General features: G+C 74.0%; 13 protein-coding genes and 1 pseudogene. 12 read left to right on the top strand and 2 right to left on the bottom strand.

The window, feature by feature from the left end:
* Positions 1 to 6 precede the first annotated feature (6 nt).
* The 4 genes from K7G59_RS18725 to K7G59_RS18710 all read left to right on the top strand — a co-directional run bounded on the left by K7G59_RS18725 (position 7) and on the right by K7G59_RS18710 (position 5,659).
* Positions 7 to 1,995 (top strand): prolyl oligopeptidase family serine peptidase, encoded by a 1,989-nt coding sequence (locus tag K7G59_RS18725; RefSeq protein ID WP_225835662.1) that lies wholly within the window; start codon positions 7 to 9, stop codon positions 1,993 to 1,995.
* Entirely contained in the window at positions 1,992 to 2,915 is a 924-nt protein-coding gene (locus K7G59_RS18720; protein ID WP_225835659.1) for an LD-carboxypeptidase, read from the top strand. Before K7G59_RS18725 ends, K7G59_RS18720 begins: the two co-directional genes overlap by 4 nt.
* Positions 2,916 to 3,008: 93 nt before the next feature.
* Positions 3,009 to 3,566 (top strand): GNAT family N-acetyltransferase, encoded by a 558-nt coding sequence (locus K7G59_RS18715; RefSeq protein ID WP_263976485.1) that lies wholly within the window; start codon positions 3,009 to 3,011, stop codon positions 3,564 to 3,566.
* 98 nt (positions 3,567 to 3,664) lie between these two features.
* Entirely contained in the window at positions 3,665 to 5,659 is a 1,995-nt protein-coding gene (locus K7G59_RS18710; RefSeq protein WP_225835657.1) for a DUF5107 domain-containing protein, read from the top strand.
* Between the two features lie 43 nt (positions 5,660 to 5,702).
* Here K7G59_RS18710 and K7G59_RS18705 read toward each other — a convergent pair whose 3' ends face one another.
* A complete protein-coding gene (locus tag K7G59_RS18705) occupies positions 5,703 to 6,065 on the bottom strand; it encodes a VOC family protein (protein ID WP_225835655.1) in 363 nt (120 codons plus the stop codon).
* Between K7G59_RS18705 and K7G59_RS18700 the strand changes: the two genes are divergently transcribed.
* Positions 6,037 to 8,178 carry a transketolase gene (locus tag K7G59_RS18700; protein WP_308295057.1) on the top strand — a complete coding sequence of 714 codons (2,142 nt, stop codon included), beginning with the start codon at positions 6,037 to 6,039 and terminating at the stop codon, positions 8,176 to 8,178. The two genes, K7G59_RS18705 and K7G59_RS18700, sit on opposite strands and share 29 nt — an antisense overlap.
* Positions 8,179 to 8,416: 238 nt before the next feature.
* A complete protein-coding gene (locus tag K7G59_RS18695; RefSeq protein ID WP_225835651.1) occupies positions 8,417 to 9,235 on the top strand; it encodes a GvpL/GvpF family gas vesicle protein in 819 nt (272 codons plus the stop codon).
* Positions 9,236 to 9,251: 16 nt separating this feature from the next.
* Here the strand turns inward: K7G59_RS18695 and K7G59_RS18690 are convergent, their stop codons facing one another.
* The gene (locus tag K7G59_RS18690) at positions 9,252 to 10,073 is read right to left on the bottom strand and encodes a class I SAM-dependent methyltransferase (protein WP_225835647.1); all 822 of its coding nucleotides are present in this window, start codon (positions 10,071 to 10,073) and stop codon (positions 9,252 to 9,254) included.
* Between the two features lie 243 nt (positions 10,074 to 10,316).
* Between K7G59_RS18690 and K7G59_RS18685 the strand changes: the two genes are divergently transcribed.
* The 6 genes and pseudogenes from K7G59_RS18685 (at position 10,317) to K7G59_RS18660 (ending at position 17,084) form a co-directional block, all read left to right on the top strand.
* Entirely contained in the window at positions 10,317 to 11,009 is a 693-nt protein-coding gene (locus K7G59_RS18685; RefSeq protein WP_225835641.1) for a histidine phosphatase family protein, read from the top strand.
* 54 nt (positions 11,010 to 11,063) lie between these two features.
* Positions 11,064 to 12,683 (top strand): ABC-F family ATP-binding cassette domain-containing protein, encoded by a 1,620-nt coding sequence (locus K7G59_RS18680; RefSeq protein ID WP_225835640.1) that lies wholly within the window; start codon positions 11,064 to 11,066, stop codon positions 12,681 to 12,683.
* A 175-nt stretch (positions 12,684 to 12,858) separates the two neighbouring features.
* A pseudogene (locus K7G59_RS18675) lies at positions 12,859 to 13,136 on the top strand (DUF6158 family protein); the annotation flags it as partial.
* 499 nt (positions 13,137 to 13,635) lie between these two features.
* Complete coding sequence (locus K7G59_RS18670) at positions 13,636 to 14,484, top strand: hypothetical protein (RefSeq protein WP_225835636.1); 849 nt, start codon at positions 13,636 to 13,638, stop codon at positions 14,482 to 14,484.
* Positions 14,485 to 14,751: 267 nt separating this feature from the next.
* Positions 14,752 to 16,008: an aminotransferase class I/II-fold pyridoxal phosphate-dependent enzyme gene (locus K7G59_RS18665; RefSeq protein WP_225835634.1), complete on the top strand. Its 1,257-nt coding sequence runs from the start codon at positions 14,752 to 14,754 to the stop codon at positions 16,006 to 16,008.
* The gene (locus K7G59_RS18660; protein WP_374114249.1) at positions 16,005 to 17,084 is read left to right on the top strand and encodes an MBL fold metallo-hydrolase; all 1,080 of its coding nucleotides are present in this window, start codon (positions 16,005 to 16,007) and stop codon (positions 17,082 to 17,084) included. Before K7G59_RS18665 ends, K7G59_RS18660 begins: the two co-directional genes overlap by 4 nt.
* Positions 17,085 to 17,112: the final 28 nt, after the last annotated feature.

Genomic DNA, 17,112 nt, shown 5'->3' with positions numbered 1-17,112 from the left:
GGCGAGGTGCGGACAGCAGCGTACGGGTCGTGGCTCTCGCCCGTCGACGCGGCGCTGGCCGCCGCGCACGACGGGCAGCCCGAATGGCCGGCCTTCGTCGGCGACGAGGTCTGGTGGACCGAGCCCCGCCCCGCCGAGGGCGGTCGGCGCGCCCTCGTACGGCGGCTCGTGGACGGCACGCAGGAGTCGGTCCTGCCCGCGCCGTGGAACGTACGCAACCGGGTCATCGAGTACGGCGGACGGCCCTGGACCGGGGTGATGTCGGACGGGCCCCTGGTGGTGTTCACGCACTTCGCCGACCAGCGCCTGTACCGCTACCGGCCCGGTGACCGGCCCCGCCCGCTGACCCCCGTGTCACCGCGGGGCGGCGGACTGCGCTGGGCGGAGCCACGGATCGACCTCGCGCGCGGCGAGGTGTGGTGCGTGCTGGAGGAGTTCACCGGCGCCGGCCCCGGCGATGTGCGGCGCGTCCTGGCCGCCGTACCGCTCGACGGGTCGGCCGCCGACGACCGCGGCGCCGTGCGTGAACTCACCGACGACCGGCACCGGTTCCTCACCGGCGCCCGCCTCTCGCCCGACGGGCGGCGTGCCGCCTGGCTCGTCTGGGACCATCCGCGGATGCCCTGGGAGGGCACCGAACTGCTCGTCGCCGAGGTCGCGGACGACGGCACGCTGGGCCCGCCGGACACCGTCGCCGGTGGACCGCAGGAGGCCGTCGCGCAGGTCGACTGGTCGGCAGACGGCAGGATCCTGTACACGAGCGACCGCAGCGGATGGTGGAACCTGTACTGCGACGGCGCACCCCTGTGCCCCCGCGAGGAGGAGTTCGGCGGGCCGCTGTGGAAGCTCGGACTGTCCTGGTTCACGCCGCTGGACAACGGTCTGATCGCGGTCGTACACGGTCGCGGGCCGACCGCACTCGGCATTCTGGACACGGCATCCGGTGAGCTGGTCGACGCGGCCGGCCCCTGGTCGGAGTTCGCCCCCGCCCTGACCGCCCACTCCACCGGAAGCGGGACCCCGGCCGGCGCGGCAGGCGGCTGCGGCCGGGTCGTCGCCGTCGCCGCCGGCCCGCGTACCGCTTACGAAGTCGTGGAACTGGACACCGCGAGCGGTCGGGCCCGCACGATCGGAGCCCGCCACCGGGATCCCGTCGACCCCGCCTACTACCCCCAGCCCCAGGTCCGCACCTTCACCGGCCCGGCCGGCCGCGAGGTGCACGCCCACGTCTACCCGCCGCACAATCCCGGCCACGCCGCCCCCGACGGCGAACTGCCGCCCTACGTCATCTGGGCGCACGGCGGTCCCACCAGCCGGGCACCGCTCGTACTGGACCTCGCCATCGCCTACTTCACCTCGCGCGGCATCGGCGTCGCGGAGGTCGACTACGGCGGCTCCACCGGTTATGGGCGCGCCTACCGCGAACGGCTGCGCGAGCAGTGGGGAGTGGTCGACGTCGAGGACTGCGCCGCCGTCGCCCGTGCCCTCGCCGACGAGGGCACCGCCGACCGCGCACGGCTGGCGATCCGCGGCGGCAGCGCGGGCGGCTGGACCGCCGCCGTCTCCCTCACCACCACCGACGTGTACGCCTGCGGCACCATCGTCTACCCCGTCCTCGACCTCGCCACCTGGGGGCCGGGGGAGACCCACGACTTCGAGTCCCGGTACCTGGAGTCGCTGGTCGGGCCACGCGCCGAGGTGCCCGCACGGTACGCCGGGCGTTCGCCCACCGAGCACGCCGGCCGGCTCACCGTGCCCTTCCTGCTGCTCCAGGGCCTGGACGACGTCATCTGCCCGCCCGCCCAGTGCGAACGCTTCCTCGCCCGGATCGCCGGCCGGGGCGTGCCGCACGCCTATCTCACCTTCGAGGGCGAAGGACACGGGTTCCGGCGAGCCTCCACCATGGTCCGCGCACTGGAGGCCGAGCTGTCCTTGTACGCTCAGGTGTTCGGTCTGGATGTGTCCGACGTCCCGGAGCTGGAGTTGCACAGGTGAGAGAACTGGTACGGCCGGCCCGGCTGGCCCCCGGGGCGCGCGTGACCGTGGTCGCCACCAGCGGGCCGGTGCCCGAGGAGCGGCTCCAGGCGGGCCTCGACGTGCTGCGCGGCTGGGACCTCGACCCGGTTCCCGCCCCGCACGTGCTGGACCGGCACGGCCGGTTCCCCTACCTGGCGGGCACGGACGCCGACAGAGCCGCCGACTTCCAGCAGGCCTGGTGCGACCCGGCGGTGGACGCGGTCCTGTGTGCCCGCGGAGGCTACGGCGTCCAGCGGATCATCGACCTGCTCGACTGGGATGCGATGCGCGCGGCCGGCCCGAAGGTGTTCGTCGGCTTCAGCGACACCACCGTGCTGCACGAGGCCTTCGCCACCCGCCTGGGCCTCGCCACCCTGTACGGGCCGATGGCGGCCGGCGTCGACTTCATCAAGAACGAGCGGGCGCAAGGCCATCTCAGGGCCACGCTCTTCGCCCCGGAGACCGTCCGCACCATCGACTCCGGCGGCAGCGCCCTCGTCCCGGGACGGGCCCGCGGTGTCACCCTCGGCGGCTGTCTGTGCCTCCTCGCCGCCGAGCGCGGCGTCCCCGGCGCCCGGCCCTCGGCGCGCGGCGGGCTGCTGTGCCTCGAGGACGTCGGCGAGGAGACGTACCGGCTGGACCGCTACCTCACTCAGCTCCTGCGTTCCGGCTGGTTCGACGGGGTGCACGGGGTGCTGCTCGGCTCCTGGGCGGCGTGCGATCCCTACGAGCAGGTACGGCCCATGCTCGCCGACCGGCTCGGCGGACTCGGCGTCCCCGTCCTCGAGGAGTCCGGGTTCGGGCACTGCGAGGGCGCGTTGACCGTGCCCTTCGGTGTCATGGCCGAACTCGACGCCGACGCGGGCACGTTGACACTGGACGAGCCCGCGCTGCGCTGAGCGTCCCCTTCGCGGACGGCACCGGTCACCCGGATGGCCCGTGCCGGGCGTACGCCGTGCAGGTGCGGGGCCGGTGGCACGTACGCTGAGCCGATGACGCACTCCATACCCGACTCCGGATCCGGCTACCTCGCCGAGGGCCTCCGCGTGGGCATCCGCCATTTCACCCGCGAGGACGGCGCCGAGTTCACCGCCCGGGCCCGCGAGAGCAAGCGCCTGCACCACCCGTGGCTGTTCCCGCCGGAGACCGAGGAGGCCTACGCCGCCTACGCGGGGGCACTGATCGACGACCCGGCCAGGGCCGGTTTCCTGGTGTGCGAGAAGGACGGTGGGGCCATCGCCGGTTTCATCAACATCAACAACATCGTCCGGGGTGGCTTCCAGTGCGGTGCCCTGGGCTACGGCGCCTTCGCCCACTCCGCCGGGCGGGGCCTGATGCGCGAGGGCCTCGACCTGGTCATCGGGTACGCGTTCGGACCCATGGGCCTGCACCGACTGGAGATCAACGCCCAGCCCGGCAACACCGCCTCCCTCGCCCTCGCCCGCGGTGCCGGCTTCCGCCGGGAGGGCTTCTCACCCGCCATGATCTACATCGCCGGAGCATGGCGGGACCATGAACGCTGGGCGCTCACCACCGAGATGCGCGCCTGACCGCAGCCGCCGCCAGGATCCGGGCAGGCCACGGCTTCGTACCTTTGCGTAATCCTGACCGGCAGCGCCCCTGGCCGACCCGCGCGCCGCCCGGTTCCATGGGCCCCGTGACCAGGATCCGACGCGAGGTACTGACACTGCCCGCCGCCGAGTTGGGACCGGACAACCCGCTGCCCCCGCTCCGCCCGCTCGACGACGGGGGCACTCCCCACGCCCTCGACGCAGTGGGGGACCACCGCGTCGACGACCGCGACCGCGACACGATGCCGCGGGCCATGGCCCGCCGACTCGACCACGCGCCGCCGCGCAGCCTGCTGCCGGTGCCCGTCCGCGACGGATACGAGAGAAACCGCGCCCCCCGCCGCCTGGACGCCCTGGTGATCGAGAACGACCGGCTGCGCGCCACCGTCCTGCCCGGTCTCGGCGGCCGTGTCGTCTCCCTCCTCCACCTGCCCACCGGACGCGAACTCCTCTACCGCAACCCGGTGTTCCAGCCCGCGAACTTCGCCCTCAACGGTGCCTGGTTCTCCGGCGGCATCGAATGGAACATCGGCACCACCGGTCACACGACCCTGGCCTGCGCCCCCCTGCACGCCGCCCGCGTCCCTGCCCCCGACGGGGGCGACATGCTGCGCCTGTGGGAATGGGAACCCCTGCGCGACCTGCCCTTCCAGGTCGACCTGTGGCTCCCGGACGGCTCCGACTTCCTCCACGTCGGCGTCCGCGTCCGCAACCCGCACGAGCGCCCGGTGCCCACCTACTGGTGGTCCAACACCGCTGTACCCGAGGGCCGCCGCGTCCTCGCCCCCGCCGAGCAGGCCTGGCACTTCGGGTACGAACGCCGACTGCGCCGCGTCCCCGTACCGGTCCACGACGGCATCGACCGCAGCCACCCCCTCAACAGCCCCTGTGCGGCCGACTACTTCTACGAGGTGCCTGACGGCCGCCGCCGCTGGATCGCCGCCCTCGACGCCGACGGGCACGGGCTCGTCCAGACCTCCACCGACGTACTGCACGGCCGCAAACTGTTCGTGTGGGGCAGCGGACCCGGCGGACGGCGCTGGCAGGAGTGGCTGACCGAGCCCGGCACCGGCGGCTACTGCGAGATCCAGGCCGGACTCGCCGGCACCCAACTGGAACACGTCCGCCTGGACGCGGAGAGCGAAGTGTCCTGGACAGAGGCCTACGGCCCCCTCGACACAGCCCCCGACGGCCCGTGGCCGCAGGCCGTCCGGGCAGCGGAGGAACGCCTGGAGACCCTCCTGCCCCGCGCCCGCGTCGAGGCCGCCCACCGGGCCTGGCTGCCGCACGCCGACGCCGAACCCGGCGAGATCCTCGCCACCGGCTCCGGCTGGGGCGCGCTCGAAGTGCTGTGCCGAGGCTGGAAGTTGCCAGGCACCCCCTTCCCCGGGACCACCCTCGGTGAGGCGCAGGCGCCCTGGCTGGAGCTGTTGCGCACCGGCTCGCTGCCCGAGCCGCGCGGGGCATGGCCCCCGGGCCGGACCCTGGTCGCCCCGCACTGGCGGGACATGCTGGAGACCGCACCCGCCACCCCGCACACCGAGTACCGCCTCGGCATCGCCCAGTGGCACGCCGGTGACCGCGCCCAGGCCGTCCGCAGCTGGGAGCGCGGCCTGCGACCGGTCCCGTCCATGTGGCCGTTGCTGCGCTGCCTCGCCGTGGCCGACCAGGAGTCCGGCCACCACGAGCGGGCCGCGGAACGCTACGTCGAGGCCTTCGACGACCTGTGCCGGCAGCGGCCCGACGACGGCGAGGCAGGGACGGCCGCCATGGCCGCGCTCGGCCGCGAGACCCTCGAGGCCCTGCTCGCGGTGCGGCGCACGGCCACCGCGCGGGCCGTGTGGGAACGGCTCCTGCCCGCCGTCCGCAGCCGTGGCCGGTTCCGGCTGCTGGAGGCCGAACTGCTGCTCGCGGAGGGCAGGCTCGCCGACGCCAGGGCCGTCTTCGACGCGGGGTTCGAGGTCGCGGATCTGAGGGAGGGCGCGGACACGATCGGCCGGCTCTGGTCCCGCCTCACCGACGAGCCCCTGCCCGCCCGCCACGACTTCCGCATGCACCCCGGCACACCCTGAGCCGGGCGGCCCTGCCGATCGGCCCGTCCCGGCGGTCCCCCGGTCAGGCCTGATGACCCCCGGTGTGGTGGTCCACGTATTCGAACACCGATCCGTCCGGATGTACGGCGAGCAGATTCCGGCCCACCGGCGTCGGCACCGGTCCCGCGACGACCCGGGCGCCGAGGTCCGTCAGTAGCCGGTGGGCCTCCTCCACGTCCTTCACCGCGATCGTCGCGGTCACCTTGCGCAGGATCTCCAGCTCCGACTCCGGGCCGCTCATCAACAGGAACGAGCCGACCGCGGCGACCTGGACACCCCCGCGCTCGGAGCGGAGCGCTCTGCCGCCCGCCAGGCGCTCGTAGAACGGGATCGCGGCTTCGAGGTCTTCGACGCAGATGCGCAGCGAGGCGCCCAGAATATCCATACGGACGAGCCTAGTTGGGGCGCCCGGCCCGGCGCATGCCCCCGGTTGCCGACGGCGGCGACCGCCGGCCTCGGCACGTCATCGGGCGGGGGAGTGGCATCCGGGTGCACGGACCGGCGTACGGGTGACCCGGCGGGCGTTTCGGGTGCCCTGCCCCCGGTTACGCGGAAAGCCTCGGATGAGCCACACCGTGAGTCGGCCTCGCACCCGACCAACCACGGCCCGTATCCGCCGCCGAAGGAGACCCATGAACACTGCCGAACTCGCCGAACTGGGCCAGCAGTTGCGCGTGGACAGCGTGCGCGCCGCCGCCGCGGCCGGCTCCGGGCACCCGACCTCATCGATGTCCGCCGCCGACCTGATGGCCGTCCTGCTCGCCCACCACCTCTGCTACGACTTCGAACGCCCCGACAACCCCGCCAACGACCGCTTCGTCCTCTCCAAGGGCCATGCCTCGCCGCTGCTCTACGCCGCCTACAAGGCGGCCGGCGCCATCGAGGACGGGGAGCTGCTCACCTTCCGCAAGCTGGGCAGCCGGCTCGAAGGCCATCCCACGCCACGCCGGCTGCCCTGGGTGGAGACGGCCACCGGCTCGCTCGGCCAGGGACTGCCGGTCGCCGTCGGTATCGCGCTCGCCGGGAAACGCCTGGACCGCACGCCCGCCCGCGTGTGGGTGCTGTGCGGGGACAGCGAACTGGCCGAGGGCTCGGTGTGGGAGGCCGCCGAACACGCCGCGTACGAGCATCTGGACAACCTGACCGCGATCGTCGACGTCAACCGGCTCGGCCAGCGCGGGCCCACCCGGCACGGGCACGACCTGGACGCCTACGCCCGCCGCTTCCAGGCGTTCGGCTGGCACACCATCGAGGTCGACGGCCACGACGTCGACGCCGTCGACCGGGCCTTCGGCGAGGCGCGGTCCACCAGCGGGCAGCCGGCCGTGATCCTCGCCCGCACCCTCAAGGGCAAGGGTGTTGCCGCCGTCCAGGACCGCGAGGGCCTGCACGGCAAGCCGCTGCCCGAGCCCGAGGAGGCCGTCGCCGAACTCGGCGGCCTGCGCAACCTGCACGTCCGCGTCAGTGAACCGCCCGCCGCCGCCCTGCTGCGCGACACCACGATCGAGGTCCTGCAACTCCCGCGCTACGAAAGGGGTGAGGAGGTCGCCACCCGGGACGCCTTCGGCAAGGCCGTTGCCGCGCTCGGCACCGCACGCGGCGACGTCGTCGTCCTGGACGGTGAGGTCGGCGACTCCACCCGCACCGAGATCTTCGCCAAGGAACACCCCGAGCGGTTCTTCGAGTGCTACATCGCCGAACAACAGCTCGTCGCCGCCGCCGTCGGCATGGCGAGCCGCGGCTGGCTGCCGTACGCGGCCACCTTCGCCGCGTTCCTCACCCGCGCCCACGACTTCGTCCGCATGGCCTCCATCAGCGGCTCCGGACTCAACCTGGTGGGCTCCCACGCGGGCGTCGCCATCGGGCAGGACGGGCCCTCGCAGATGGGCCTGGAGGACCTCGCCATGTTCCGTGCCGTCCACGGCTCGACGGTCCTCTACCCGTGCGACGCCAACCAGACCGCCCAGCTGGTCGCCGCCATGGCCGGCTGCGAGGGCATCCGCTATCTGCGCACCTCGCGGGGCAAGACCCCCGTCCTCTACGGCCCCGAGGAGGCGTTCGAGTTGGGCGGCAGCAAGACGCTGCGCTCCAGCGCGGAGGACCGGCTCACCGTCGTCGCCGCCGGAGTGACCGTGCCCGAGGCGCTGGCCGCCGCCGACCGGCTCGCCGAGGAGGGCGTCCCGGTACGGGTGATCGACCTGTACTCGGTCAAGCCCGTCGACACGGACACCCTGCGCCGGGCCGCCGCCGACACCGGCTGCCTGCTCACCGTCGAGGACCACCACCCGGAGGGCGGCCTGGGGGACGCCGTCGCGGAGGCGTTCGCTGACGGCCGTTCCCTGCCCCGCCTGGTCCGGCTGGCGGTACGCACCATGCCCGGCTCGGCCGCGCCCGACGAACAACTGCACGCGGCCGGCATCGACGCCGCCGCGATCGCCGCCGCGGCCCGGAGGCTGGTGGAGGAGGTCACAGGGCGGCCGGCGGCGGGCCCGGCCTGACGGCCGCCGATTCGACGTGACGACCCGCGCCCGCGGCGTCACCCTGGAAAGCCGGAACGAACCCGACAGCGGAGAAGTGCAGGGGAGGAACCTGGACGGGAGGAACCTGGACGGGAGGAACCTGACGGAAGTGGGAAGAACCCGGAAGGGGGAAGAGCCCCGGTAGGAGCGAAGAGCCCCGGTAGGGCCGGAAGGAGCTGGGCATCGACGGGTGGGAGCACGACCCGAGGGAGGCCCGATGACCCCACGGACCGGACTGCGCTACGTGTACGCCGTGTGCCGCCCGTTCGAAGCGGCACTCCAGTCCCAGTTGTGCGGAGTGGGCGGCGCCCCGCCCGGCCTGCTCAGACACCGCGACCTGGTCGCGGTGGTCAGCACCGTCCCGGAGCAGGACTTCTCCGAGGCGCGGCTGCGTGCCCACCTGGAGGACCTGGAATGGCGGGCCGCGACCGCCCGCGCCCACGAGGGCGTGATCGACGCGCTCACCACCGTGACCACCCCGCTGCCGCTCCGGCTCGCCACCGTCCTTCCCGACGACAGCGCCGTACGGGCCATGCTCGAGACCCGTGAGACCGATTTCCTGCGCACCCTGGAGCGGTTGGAGGGCCGGGTGGAGTGGGGCGTGCAGGTGCACCCGGAGTCGTCCCCGGAGTCCCCGGAGTCCCCGGAGTCCCCGGAGTCCCCGGAATCACGGGAGGAGGAGGCCGAGCGGCTGGCGCGTCATCTGCACGCGACCCTTGCCGGGCACGCCGAGGACTCCCGGCTGTACGCCCCGTACGGCGGGAACGTGCTGAACGCCTCCTACCTCGTGCCGCGCAGGGAATCCGAGGAGTTCGTGGAACTCATCGACCGCACGAAGCAGGAGGTCACCGGAGTGCGGGTGGAACTGACCGGCCCGTGGGCGCCGTACTCGTTCACGGGCGAACCCACCGGCGAGTCCGGCATCCGCCCGAAGGGCACTGATCCAGGGGGCAGGGACCCGGGAGGCAGGGACCCAGGGGGCAGGGACCCGGGGGGCGGAGGCCCGAGGGGCGGGCACGTGACGAGAGCCGCCTGAGCAGGCTCTTCCTCGATCAGGGTTCCTTACGGCACAGAATCTCACCGTGCAGGACGGTGAACCAGCCGTCTTCCCGTCGGCCCCACTCCCGCCAGGCCGCCGCGACGGCCTCCAGCTCCTCGGTAGTCGCGTGACCACCCTGCGTGGCCCGCTCGGCATACGACGAGGCCACGGTGCGGTCCGCCCACAGGCCGCTCCACCACGCCCGTTCCTCCGGCGCGGCGAACGTCCACGTGCCGGAGGTGGCGGTGATGTCGGTGAGCCCCGCCGCCAGCGCCCAGGACGTGAGCCGGCGTCCGGCGTCCGGCTCACCGCCGCCCGCGCGGGCGACACGCTCGTACAGCTCCAGCCAGTCGTCCAGGCCCGGCACTGCCGGATACCAGGTCATCGCCGCGTAGTCCGCGTCCCGTACGGCGATGTACCCGCCCGGCCTCGTCACCCGGCGCATCTCGCGCAGCGCCTGCACCGGATCACCCACGTGCTGGAGCACCTGGTGGGCGTGGACGACGCAGAACGTGTCGTCCGGGTAGTCCAGGGCGTGGACGTCGGCGACCGTGAAGTCGACGTTGGCCAGACCGCGGGCGGCGGCGGTGGACCGGGCCCGGTCCAGGATGTCCGGTGCCCGGTCGACACCGGTGACATGGCCGTCAGGGACCAGTTCCGCCAGGTCCGCCGTGATGGTTCCCGGACCGCAGCCGATGTCCAGGATCTTCATGTGGGGTTTGAGTGAACCGAGCAGGTAGGCCGCGGAGTTGGCCGCGGTCCGCCAGGTGTGCGAACGCAGTACCGACTCGTGGTGACCGTGCGTGTAGACGGCGGTCTCCTGCGCTTTCGGCATGACTGTGCCCTTCTCGTCGCACCGGCCACGGGGGCCGGCGGGCCCGTTCCTCGGTACGGATCACGGTACGCGCTCATGTCGAATGATGAGACCCGCGTTTTGCCATATGGACACATGTGGTGTCGGGGGAGTCGTTCACGAGGGGTCCCAGGGCCTTGTGGCTACGCTGAAAGCCCCGTGTGCCGGCCGTTTCACCGGTGCGTTTCACCGGTACGGTTCACCGGTGCGGAAGGAGATGCCCGGATGCGCCTGCTCCTCGTCCGCCACGGCCAGTCCCCCTCCAACGTGGCCCGCCTGCTGGACACCGACGTACCCGGTCCCGGACTCACCCCGCTCGGCCGGGCGCAGGCCGCCGCACTGCCCGAGGCCCTCGCCGGCGAGGACATCGACGCCCTCTACGCCTCCACACTGCTGCGCGCCCAGCTCACCGCCGCCCCGCTCGCCGCCGTTCGCGGCCTGGACGTGATCGTCCGCGACGGCATCCGCGAGCTGTCCGCAGGTGACCTGGAGAGGGTGCCCGGCGACTCCCCTCTCGGGCACAGCTACGTGCGCACCGTGTTCGCCTGGGCCGCGGGGGACACCGCGCTGCGCGTCCCCGGCGGGGAGAGCGGCGAGGAGGCCCTGGCCCGGTACGACGCCGTGGTCGCCGAGGCCGCGGCGAGCGGTGCCGGGGCCGTCGCCATGGTCAGCCACGGCGCCGCCATCCGCGTGTGGACCGCCGCCCGCGCCGGAAACGTCGACGTGTCCTTCGCCGCCTCCCACGCGCTCGACAACACCGGTGTCGTGATCCTTGAAGGCTCCCCGTCCGACGGGTGGAAGGCCCTGTCCTGGGCCGGCGCCACCGTGGAACCGGCGACGGGCGGCGGCCCGGCGGGCGAACCTGTGGACACCACGGGGCAGCGGCCCGGAACACCGTCGGCCGGCCGTCCGCGCTAGCCGTCCGGATATGCGTTTGCCGCGGCCTCCGTCCGGACCGCAGAATGCCTGCCCATGGGACATCTGGAAGCCGCGCACCTCGAGTACCACCTGCCCGACGGGAGGGCGCTGCTCGGCGATGTGTCCTTCCGCGTCGGCGAAGGCGCAGCCGTTGCCCTCGTCGGCCCCAACGGCGCCGGCAAGACGACCCTGCTCCGGCTGATCTCCGGTGAGCTGAAACCGCACGGCGGCACCGTCACCGTCAGCGGCGGACTCGGCGTGATGCGCCAGTTCGTCGGCTCCGTACGCGACGAGACGACCGTACGCGACCTGCTCGTGTCCGTCGCACCGCCTCGCATCCGGGAGGCGGCGAAGGCCGTCGACGCCGCCGAGCACGCCATCATGACCGTCGACGACGAGGCCGCCCAGCTCCGCTACGCGCAGGCCCTCGCCGACTGGGCCGAAGCACGCGGCTACGAGGCCGAGACCCTCTGGGACATGTGCACGACGGCCGCGCTCGGCGTCCCCTACGAGCGCGCCCAGTGGCGGCAGGTGCGCACCCTCTCCGGCGGCGAGCAGAAACGCCTCGTCCTGGAGGCCCTGCTGCGCGGCACCGACGAGGTCCTGCTGCTGGACGAGCCCGACAACTACCTCGACGTGCCCGGCAAACGATGGCTGGAGGAACAGCTGCGGGAAACCCGCAAGACCGTCCTGTTCGTCTCCCACGACCGAGAACTCCTCGCCCGCGCCGCCCAGAAGATCGTCTCGGTCGAACCCGGACCGGCGGGCGCCGACGCCTGGGTGCACGGCGGCGGCTTCGCCACCTACCACGAGGCCCGCCGCGAACGCTTCGCCCGCTTCGAGGAACTGCGCCGCCGCTGGGACGAGAAACACGCCCAGCTGAAGAAACTCGTCCTGAACCTCCGGCAGGCCGCCGCCGTCAGCCACGAGATGGCCTCGCGCTACCAGGCCGCCCAGACCCGCCTGCGCAAGTTCGAGGAGGCCGGCCCGCCCCCGGAACCGCCGCGCGAACAGGACATCACCATGCGCCTGAAGGGCGGCCGTACCGGCGTAAGGGCCGTCACCTGCCAGGGACTTGAGCTGACCGGTCTGATGAGGCCCTTCGACCTGGAGGTCTTCTACGGCGAACGGGTCGCCGTCCTCGGCTCCAACGGCTCCGGCAAGTCGCACTTCCTGCGGCTGCTGGCCGGGGAGGAAGTGGCGCACGCAGGAGAGTGGAAGCTCGGCGCCCGGGTCGTACCCGGCCACTTCGCGCAGACCCACGCCCACCCCGAACTCCAGGGCCGCACCCTCCTCGACATCCTGTGGAAGGAACACTCCCAGGACCGGGGCGCGGCCATGTCCCGGCTGCGCCGCTACGAACTGACCCAACAGGCGGAACAGGCCTTCGACCGGCTCTCCGGCGGTCAGCAGGCCCGCTTCCAGATCCTGCTGCTGGAACTGGCCGGCGCCACCGCCCTCCTCCTGGACGAGCCCACCGACAACCTCGACCTGGAGTCCGCCGAGGCCCTCCAGGAAGGCCTGGAAGCCTTCGAGGGCACGGTCCTGGCCGTCACCCACGACCGCTGGTTCGCCCGCTCCTTCGACCGCTTCCTGGTCTTCGGCAGCGACGGACGCGTCCGTGAGACCCCCGAACCGGTCTGGGACGAACGCAGGGTGGAGCGGGCCCGCTAGACCTGCCGGAAACCCCGGCCTGCCGGGGACGCACGGGCGCGAGCGGCTGAGCAGGCCCGGGGCCCGGGATCTTCGTACAGTGGAGTCGATGCAGGAACACGAGCTGCACGGCTCCCTCCCGGGAACCGCTCGGTGACAGTGCACGCCGGGCGGGTACCCGGACCGGACGCGACACCACGACGAGCGGGGCACACCATGACCGGAGTCGACCCCAGCAGGCTGGACGACCAGCAGCTCATGAAGGAGCTGGAGACCATCCACCGCACGCGCCACGACACCCTCCTGTACGGCTCGAACGACGCGCTGCGGGCCCACAACGAGCGCATGGCGCAGTTGGAGGGCGAGTACCTGCGCCGCAACCCGCGCCGCCTGGTCACCGCGGGCCGCACCCGCGAGGGCGCCCGCGAACGAGGCTGCGGCGAGTCGGCGACTCCGGACACACCCGCGGGCTGAGACGGCACCTGCTCCGGACCCGGCAGGTCCATCGGCGCGGGCCTGGCCGGGTCGGCCACGTCGCGATGCCGGCGGTCCGCCCGTCGACGACCGTGAACGTCATGACCGACAGCAGGGTGCCGTCCGCACGCCAGGACACCTGGCGGGCAGGCCGTTGACGAGCACCGCGCGCCCGCGCGCCGCCACGGCGGCGGACAGCCGCGCCACGGCGGCGACCTCGTGGCGCCGAGCGTGACGACCGCACCGTCAGGGGTGTCGGCAGTCAGCCGGACATCGGGATCCAGCACGCGCAGCAGGCCCTCGGGCAAGACCTGGTGAGGCGGGGCGGGCCGGGGCGGGTCACCCATTGGGCCGTTCGCGTCCCGCGAATGGGGTCTCGCCGCGGGCGCTCCGGCGTCCGGGGGGCTGTGATGGCAGCGAGGGGCACCACCACGTGCCCACCACCGCGCGACAGCGCCGTACGACCCCATCGCCGCCGTTCCGCCGAGGAGCCCACGCCATGCGCCGCACCGCCCGTGCCCTGTCCGTCGCGTTCGTCGCCGGTGCCGTGCTCGCCCTGGTCGGCCCCGCCGCCGAGGCCGGCCCCGCCCGGCCCGGTGCCGCCGTCACCGTCTTCGCATCCGACTCCTGCGACCCTGGCACCGGGGCCGTGCCGGGCCTTCACGCCGTCCCACAGGGTTTGAGGGGCGACGCGGGCACCGGCACCGCGGACACCCGGCAGTGCGGCGACGGCCGCCCCTGCCAGGCCGGCACGCCGTGCGGGGACGGCAGCAACTGCCGGCAAGGCGAGAACTGCCAGAGCGGCATGCCCTGCCCGCCGGGGCAGCCCTGCCCCAGCGGCTCCGACTGCCGGGAGCCCGGCCAGTGCGGCGACGGCAGAGGCGACGCGAGCGGCGGCGGGGGCGGCAGAGGCGACGTGGGCGGTGGCGGGGGCGGCAGAGGCGACGTGGGCGGTGGCGGGGGCGGCAGAGGCGACGTGGGCGGTGGCGGGGGCGGTAGAGGCGACGTGGGCGGTGGCGGGGGCGGTAGAGGCGACGTGAGCGGCGGCGGAGACAGCCGAGGCGACGTGGGCGGCGGCGGGGGCGGCAGAGACGACGTGGGCGGCGGCGGGGGCCACGAACACCCGTGCGCCGCGGACCGGTCCTGCCCGGACGCCCCGGGCTGCCGCGAGTTCCGAGACCCCGGCGGCTGCCCTCCGCCCGGCGTGCAGCACGGCGTGGAGGCCGGGGCAGGAGGCGCCTTCAATGACTCGGTACCCGCCCTGGTGGCCGGCAGCACGCTCATCGCCGCCGCCTGCGGGGCGGCCGTCCACCGGGTGTACGGCCGCAGGCGCTCCGCGCACCGTTGACACGCCGGCGGCGCGGCGCGTGACCGGGTGATGCGCGCTACCGCCCATGGACGGGCCGTGGGACGGGTACACACCAACGCAGGGCACCCGACGACCGGGCCACCATCGAATCGGGCCGACGATCCACAGGCGACAGGCGACAGGCGACAGGCGACAGGCGACGAACGGCAACGGACAACCGACCAACGGCAACCGGCAAACGGCAACAGACAACGACAGTCGACTGCACCCTGCACACGACGCACCACCGACTGCCCGGAGGCGGACATGCGGCGGACGGACCCCGAGGGCCACGGCCCCGTCCGCTACGGGCCGTCCCTGCCCGGCGACGGCCTGCCCGTCCTGCCCGAGCTGGCCGCCCACCTCGCCGCCGCCGCGGCCCGCGCCGACGCCCAGCCCGTAGGCGGTCCGCCCGCCCTGCTGGAGGCGGCCTGCGGCTACTGGACGCGCCGCGGTCTGCCCTGCGCCCCCGACCGGGTCGCCGCAGGCCCCGGCGCGCCCGCCCTGCTGCTCGCCCTGACCGCCGCGCTCGCCGGGGACGGCGGCGACGTGCTCGTACCGCGCCCCTGCGCCGCCTGGTGGGCGCCCTACGCGCGTCTGCTCGGCCGTCCCGTCTTCCACGTGCCCACGCCCGCCGAGAGCGGCGGCGTACCCGACCCGTACGCCCTCCTGGAGACGGTCCGGCGGGTCCGCGCCGAGGGCGGCGATCCCCGCCTGCTCGTGCTGTCCGTCGCCGACGATCCCACCGCCACCGTCGCCCCGCCCGAACTGCTGCACGAGACCGTCGAGGCCGCCGCGGCCGAGGGCCTGCACCTGGTCAGCGACGAGACCTGGCGCGACACCCTGCACGACCCCCACCAGACCGTGCTGCTCAGCCCCGCCGAGATGCTGCCCGACCGGGTCACCGTCGTCAGCGACCTGGCCGGCGGCCTGCTGCCGCCCGGCTGGCCCGCGGCCGTCGCACGCTTCCCCGCCGGCGAGCAGGGCCGGCAGCTGCATGCGCGCGTGCTCGACGTGCTCACCGCGCTCGACGCACGGATCGCCGGACCGCTGGCCGCGACCGCCGGATACGCGCTCGACGAACCCCCGCCCGTCATCGACCGCCGCGAGGCCGTTGTACGCCTGCACGCGCGCGTGGCCGCCGCCGCGCACGCCGCGGTCGTCGCCGCCGGGGCGCTCGCCCGGCCGCCGCAGGCCGGCCGCCACCTGTACGCCGACCTCGGCCCGCTGCGCGAGCCGCTCGGCGCGCGGGGCGTCAGCGACGCCCAGGAGCTGGAGGACCACCTCACCGCACGGCTCGGCATGCCCGCGCCCGGCGGCCACCGCTTCGGCGACGACCTCGGGGCGCTGCGCGTACGGCTCGCCACCGGGCCCCTGCTCGGCGGCACCGACGAGGAACGCACGGAATGCCTCACGTCGCCCACGCCGTTGGAACTGCCGCACGTGCAGCGCGCCCTCAACTCTCTCGAGTCGGTCTTCGACGATCTCCGCGACGACGCTCAGCGATGGGAGCCTCCGCGATGACGCAGACGCAGCAGCCCGGTTCACCCGCCACGCCCAGGACGACCACACAGGCCGACGTCCCCACGAACCCGACCCCGTCCGCCGCCCTCGCCGCCCCCTTCCCGCCGCTGGCCGAGCCCCGCCCGCTGGGCGAGCACCGGGTGTGGCCGCGCACGTTCCACGACCGGCTCACCGCCCCGCTGCCCGGCCTGAAGGCCCTCGCCCGCTTCGCCCGCGAAGGTGCCGTACGCCCCGGCGCCGAAGGGCTCACCGACCTCCCCCGACTGCCCTACGCGCCCGCCGCGCTGCCCCGCACGGACGCCTGCACCCTCGCCGTATCCTGGGCGGGCCACGCCAGTTGGGTGGTGCAGATCGGCGGACTGACCGTCCTCACCGACCCCGTCTGGTCCCGCCGCATCCTCGGCACCCCCGCCCGTATCACGCCCGTGGGCATCCCCTGGGACGCCCTGCCGCCCGTCGACGCGGTCGTCATCAGCCACAACCACTACGACCACCTGGACGCCCCCACCGTGCGCCGGCTCCCGCGCGACACACCGGTGTTCGCGCCCGCCGGACTCGGCCGCTGGTTCCAGCGCCGCCGGTTCACCCGCGTCACCGAACTGGACTGGTGGGAGGGCGCCGAACTCTCCGGTGTCCGCTTCGACTTCGTGCCCGCCCACCACTGGTCCAAGCGCACGCTCACCGACACCTGCCACAGCCTGTGGGGCGGCTGGGTCCTCACCGCACCGGGCGGCCCGCGCCTCTACTTCGCCGGCGACACCGGATACGGACACTGGTTCCACCGCATCGGCCGCCGCTACCCCGGCATCGACCTCGCCCTGATGCCCATCGGCGCCTATGACCCTCGCTGGTGGCTCGCCGACGTCCACTGCGATCCCGAGGAGGCGGTCCAGGCCACCCTCGACGTCGGCGCACGCCGCATGGCACCGATGCACTGGGGCACCTTCATCCTCTCCGCGGAACCGGTCCTCGAACCCCTCACGCGTGCGCGGGCCGCCTGGGAGAAGGCGGGACGGGAGCCGCAGGACCTGTGGGACCTCCCGGTGGGCGGATCGAGAGTGCTGGAGCAGGACTGAGGCGCGGGGGAGCCGCACCGCCACGGCG

The organism is Streptomyces sp. NK08204 (assembly GCF_020400585.1).
In the GTDB taxonomy this organism is placed as follows: domain Bacteria; phylum Actinomycetota; class Actinomycetes; order Streptomycetales; family Streptomycetaceae; genus Streptomyces.
This window is presented reverse-complemented; position numbering and strand designations above follow the sequence as displayed.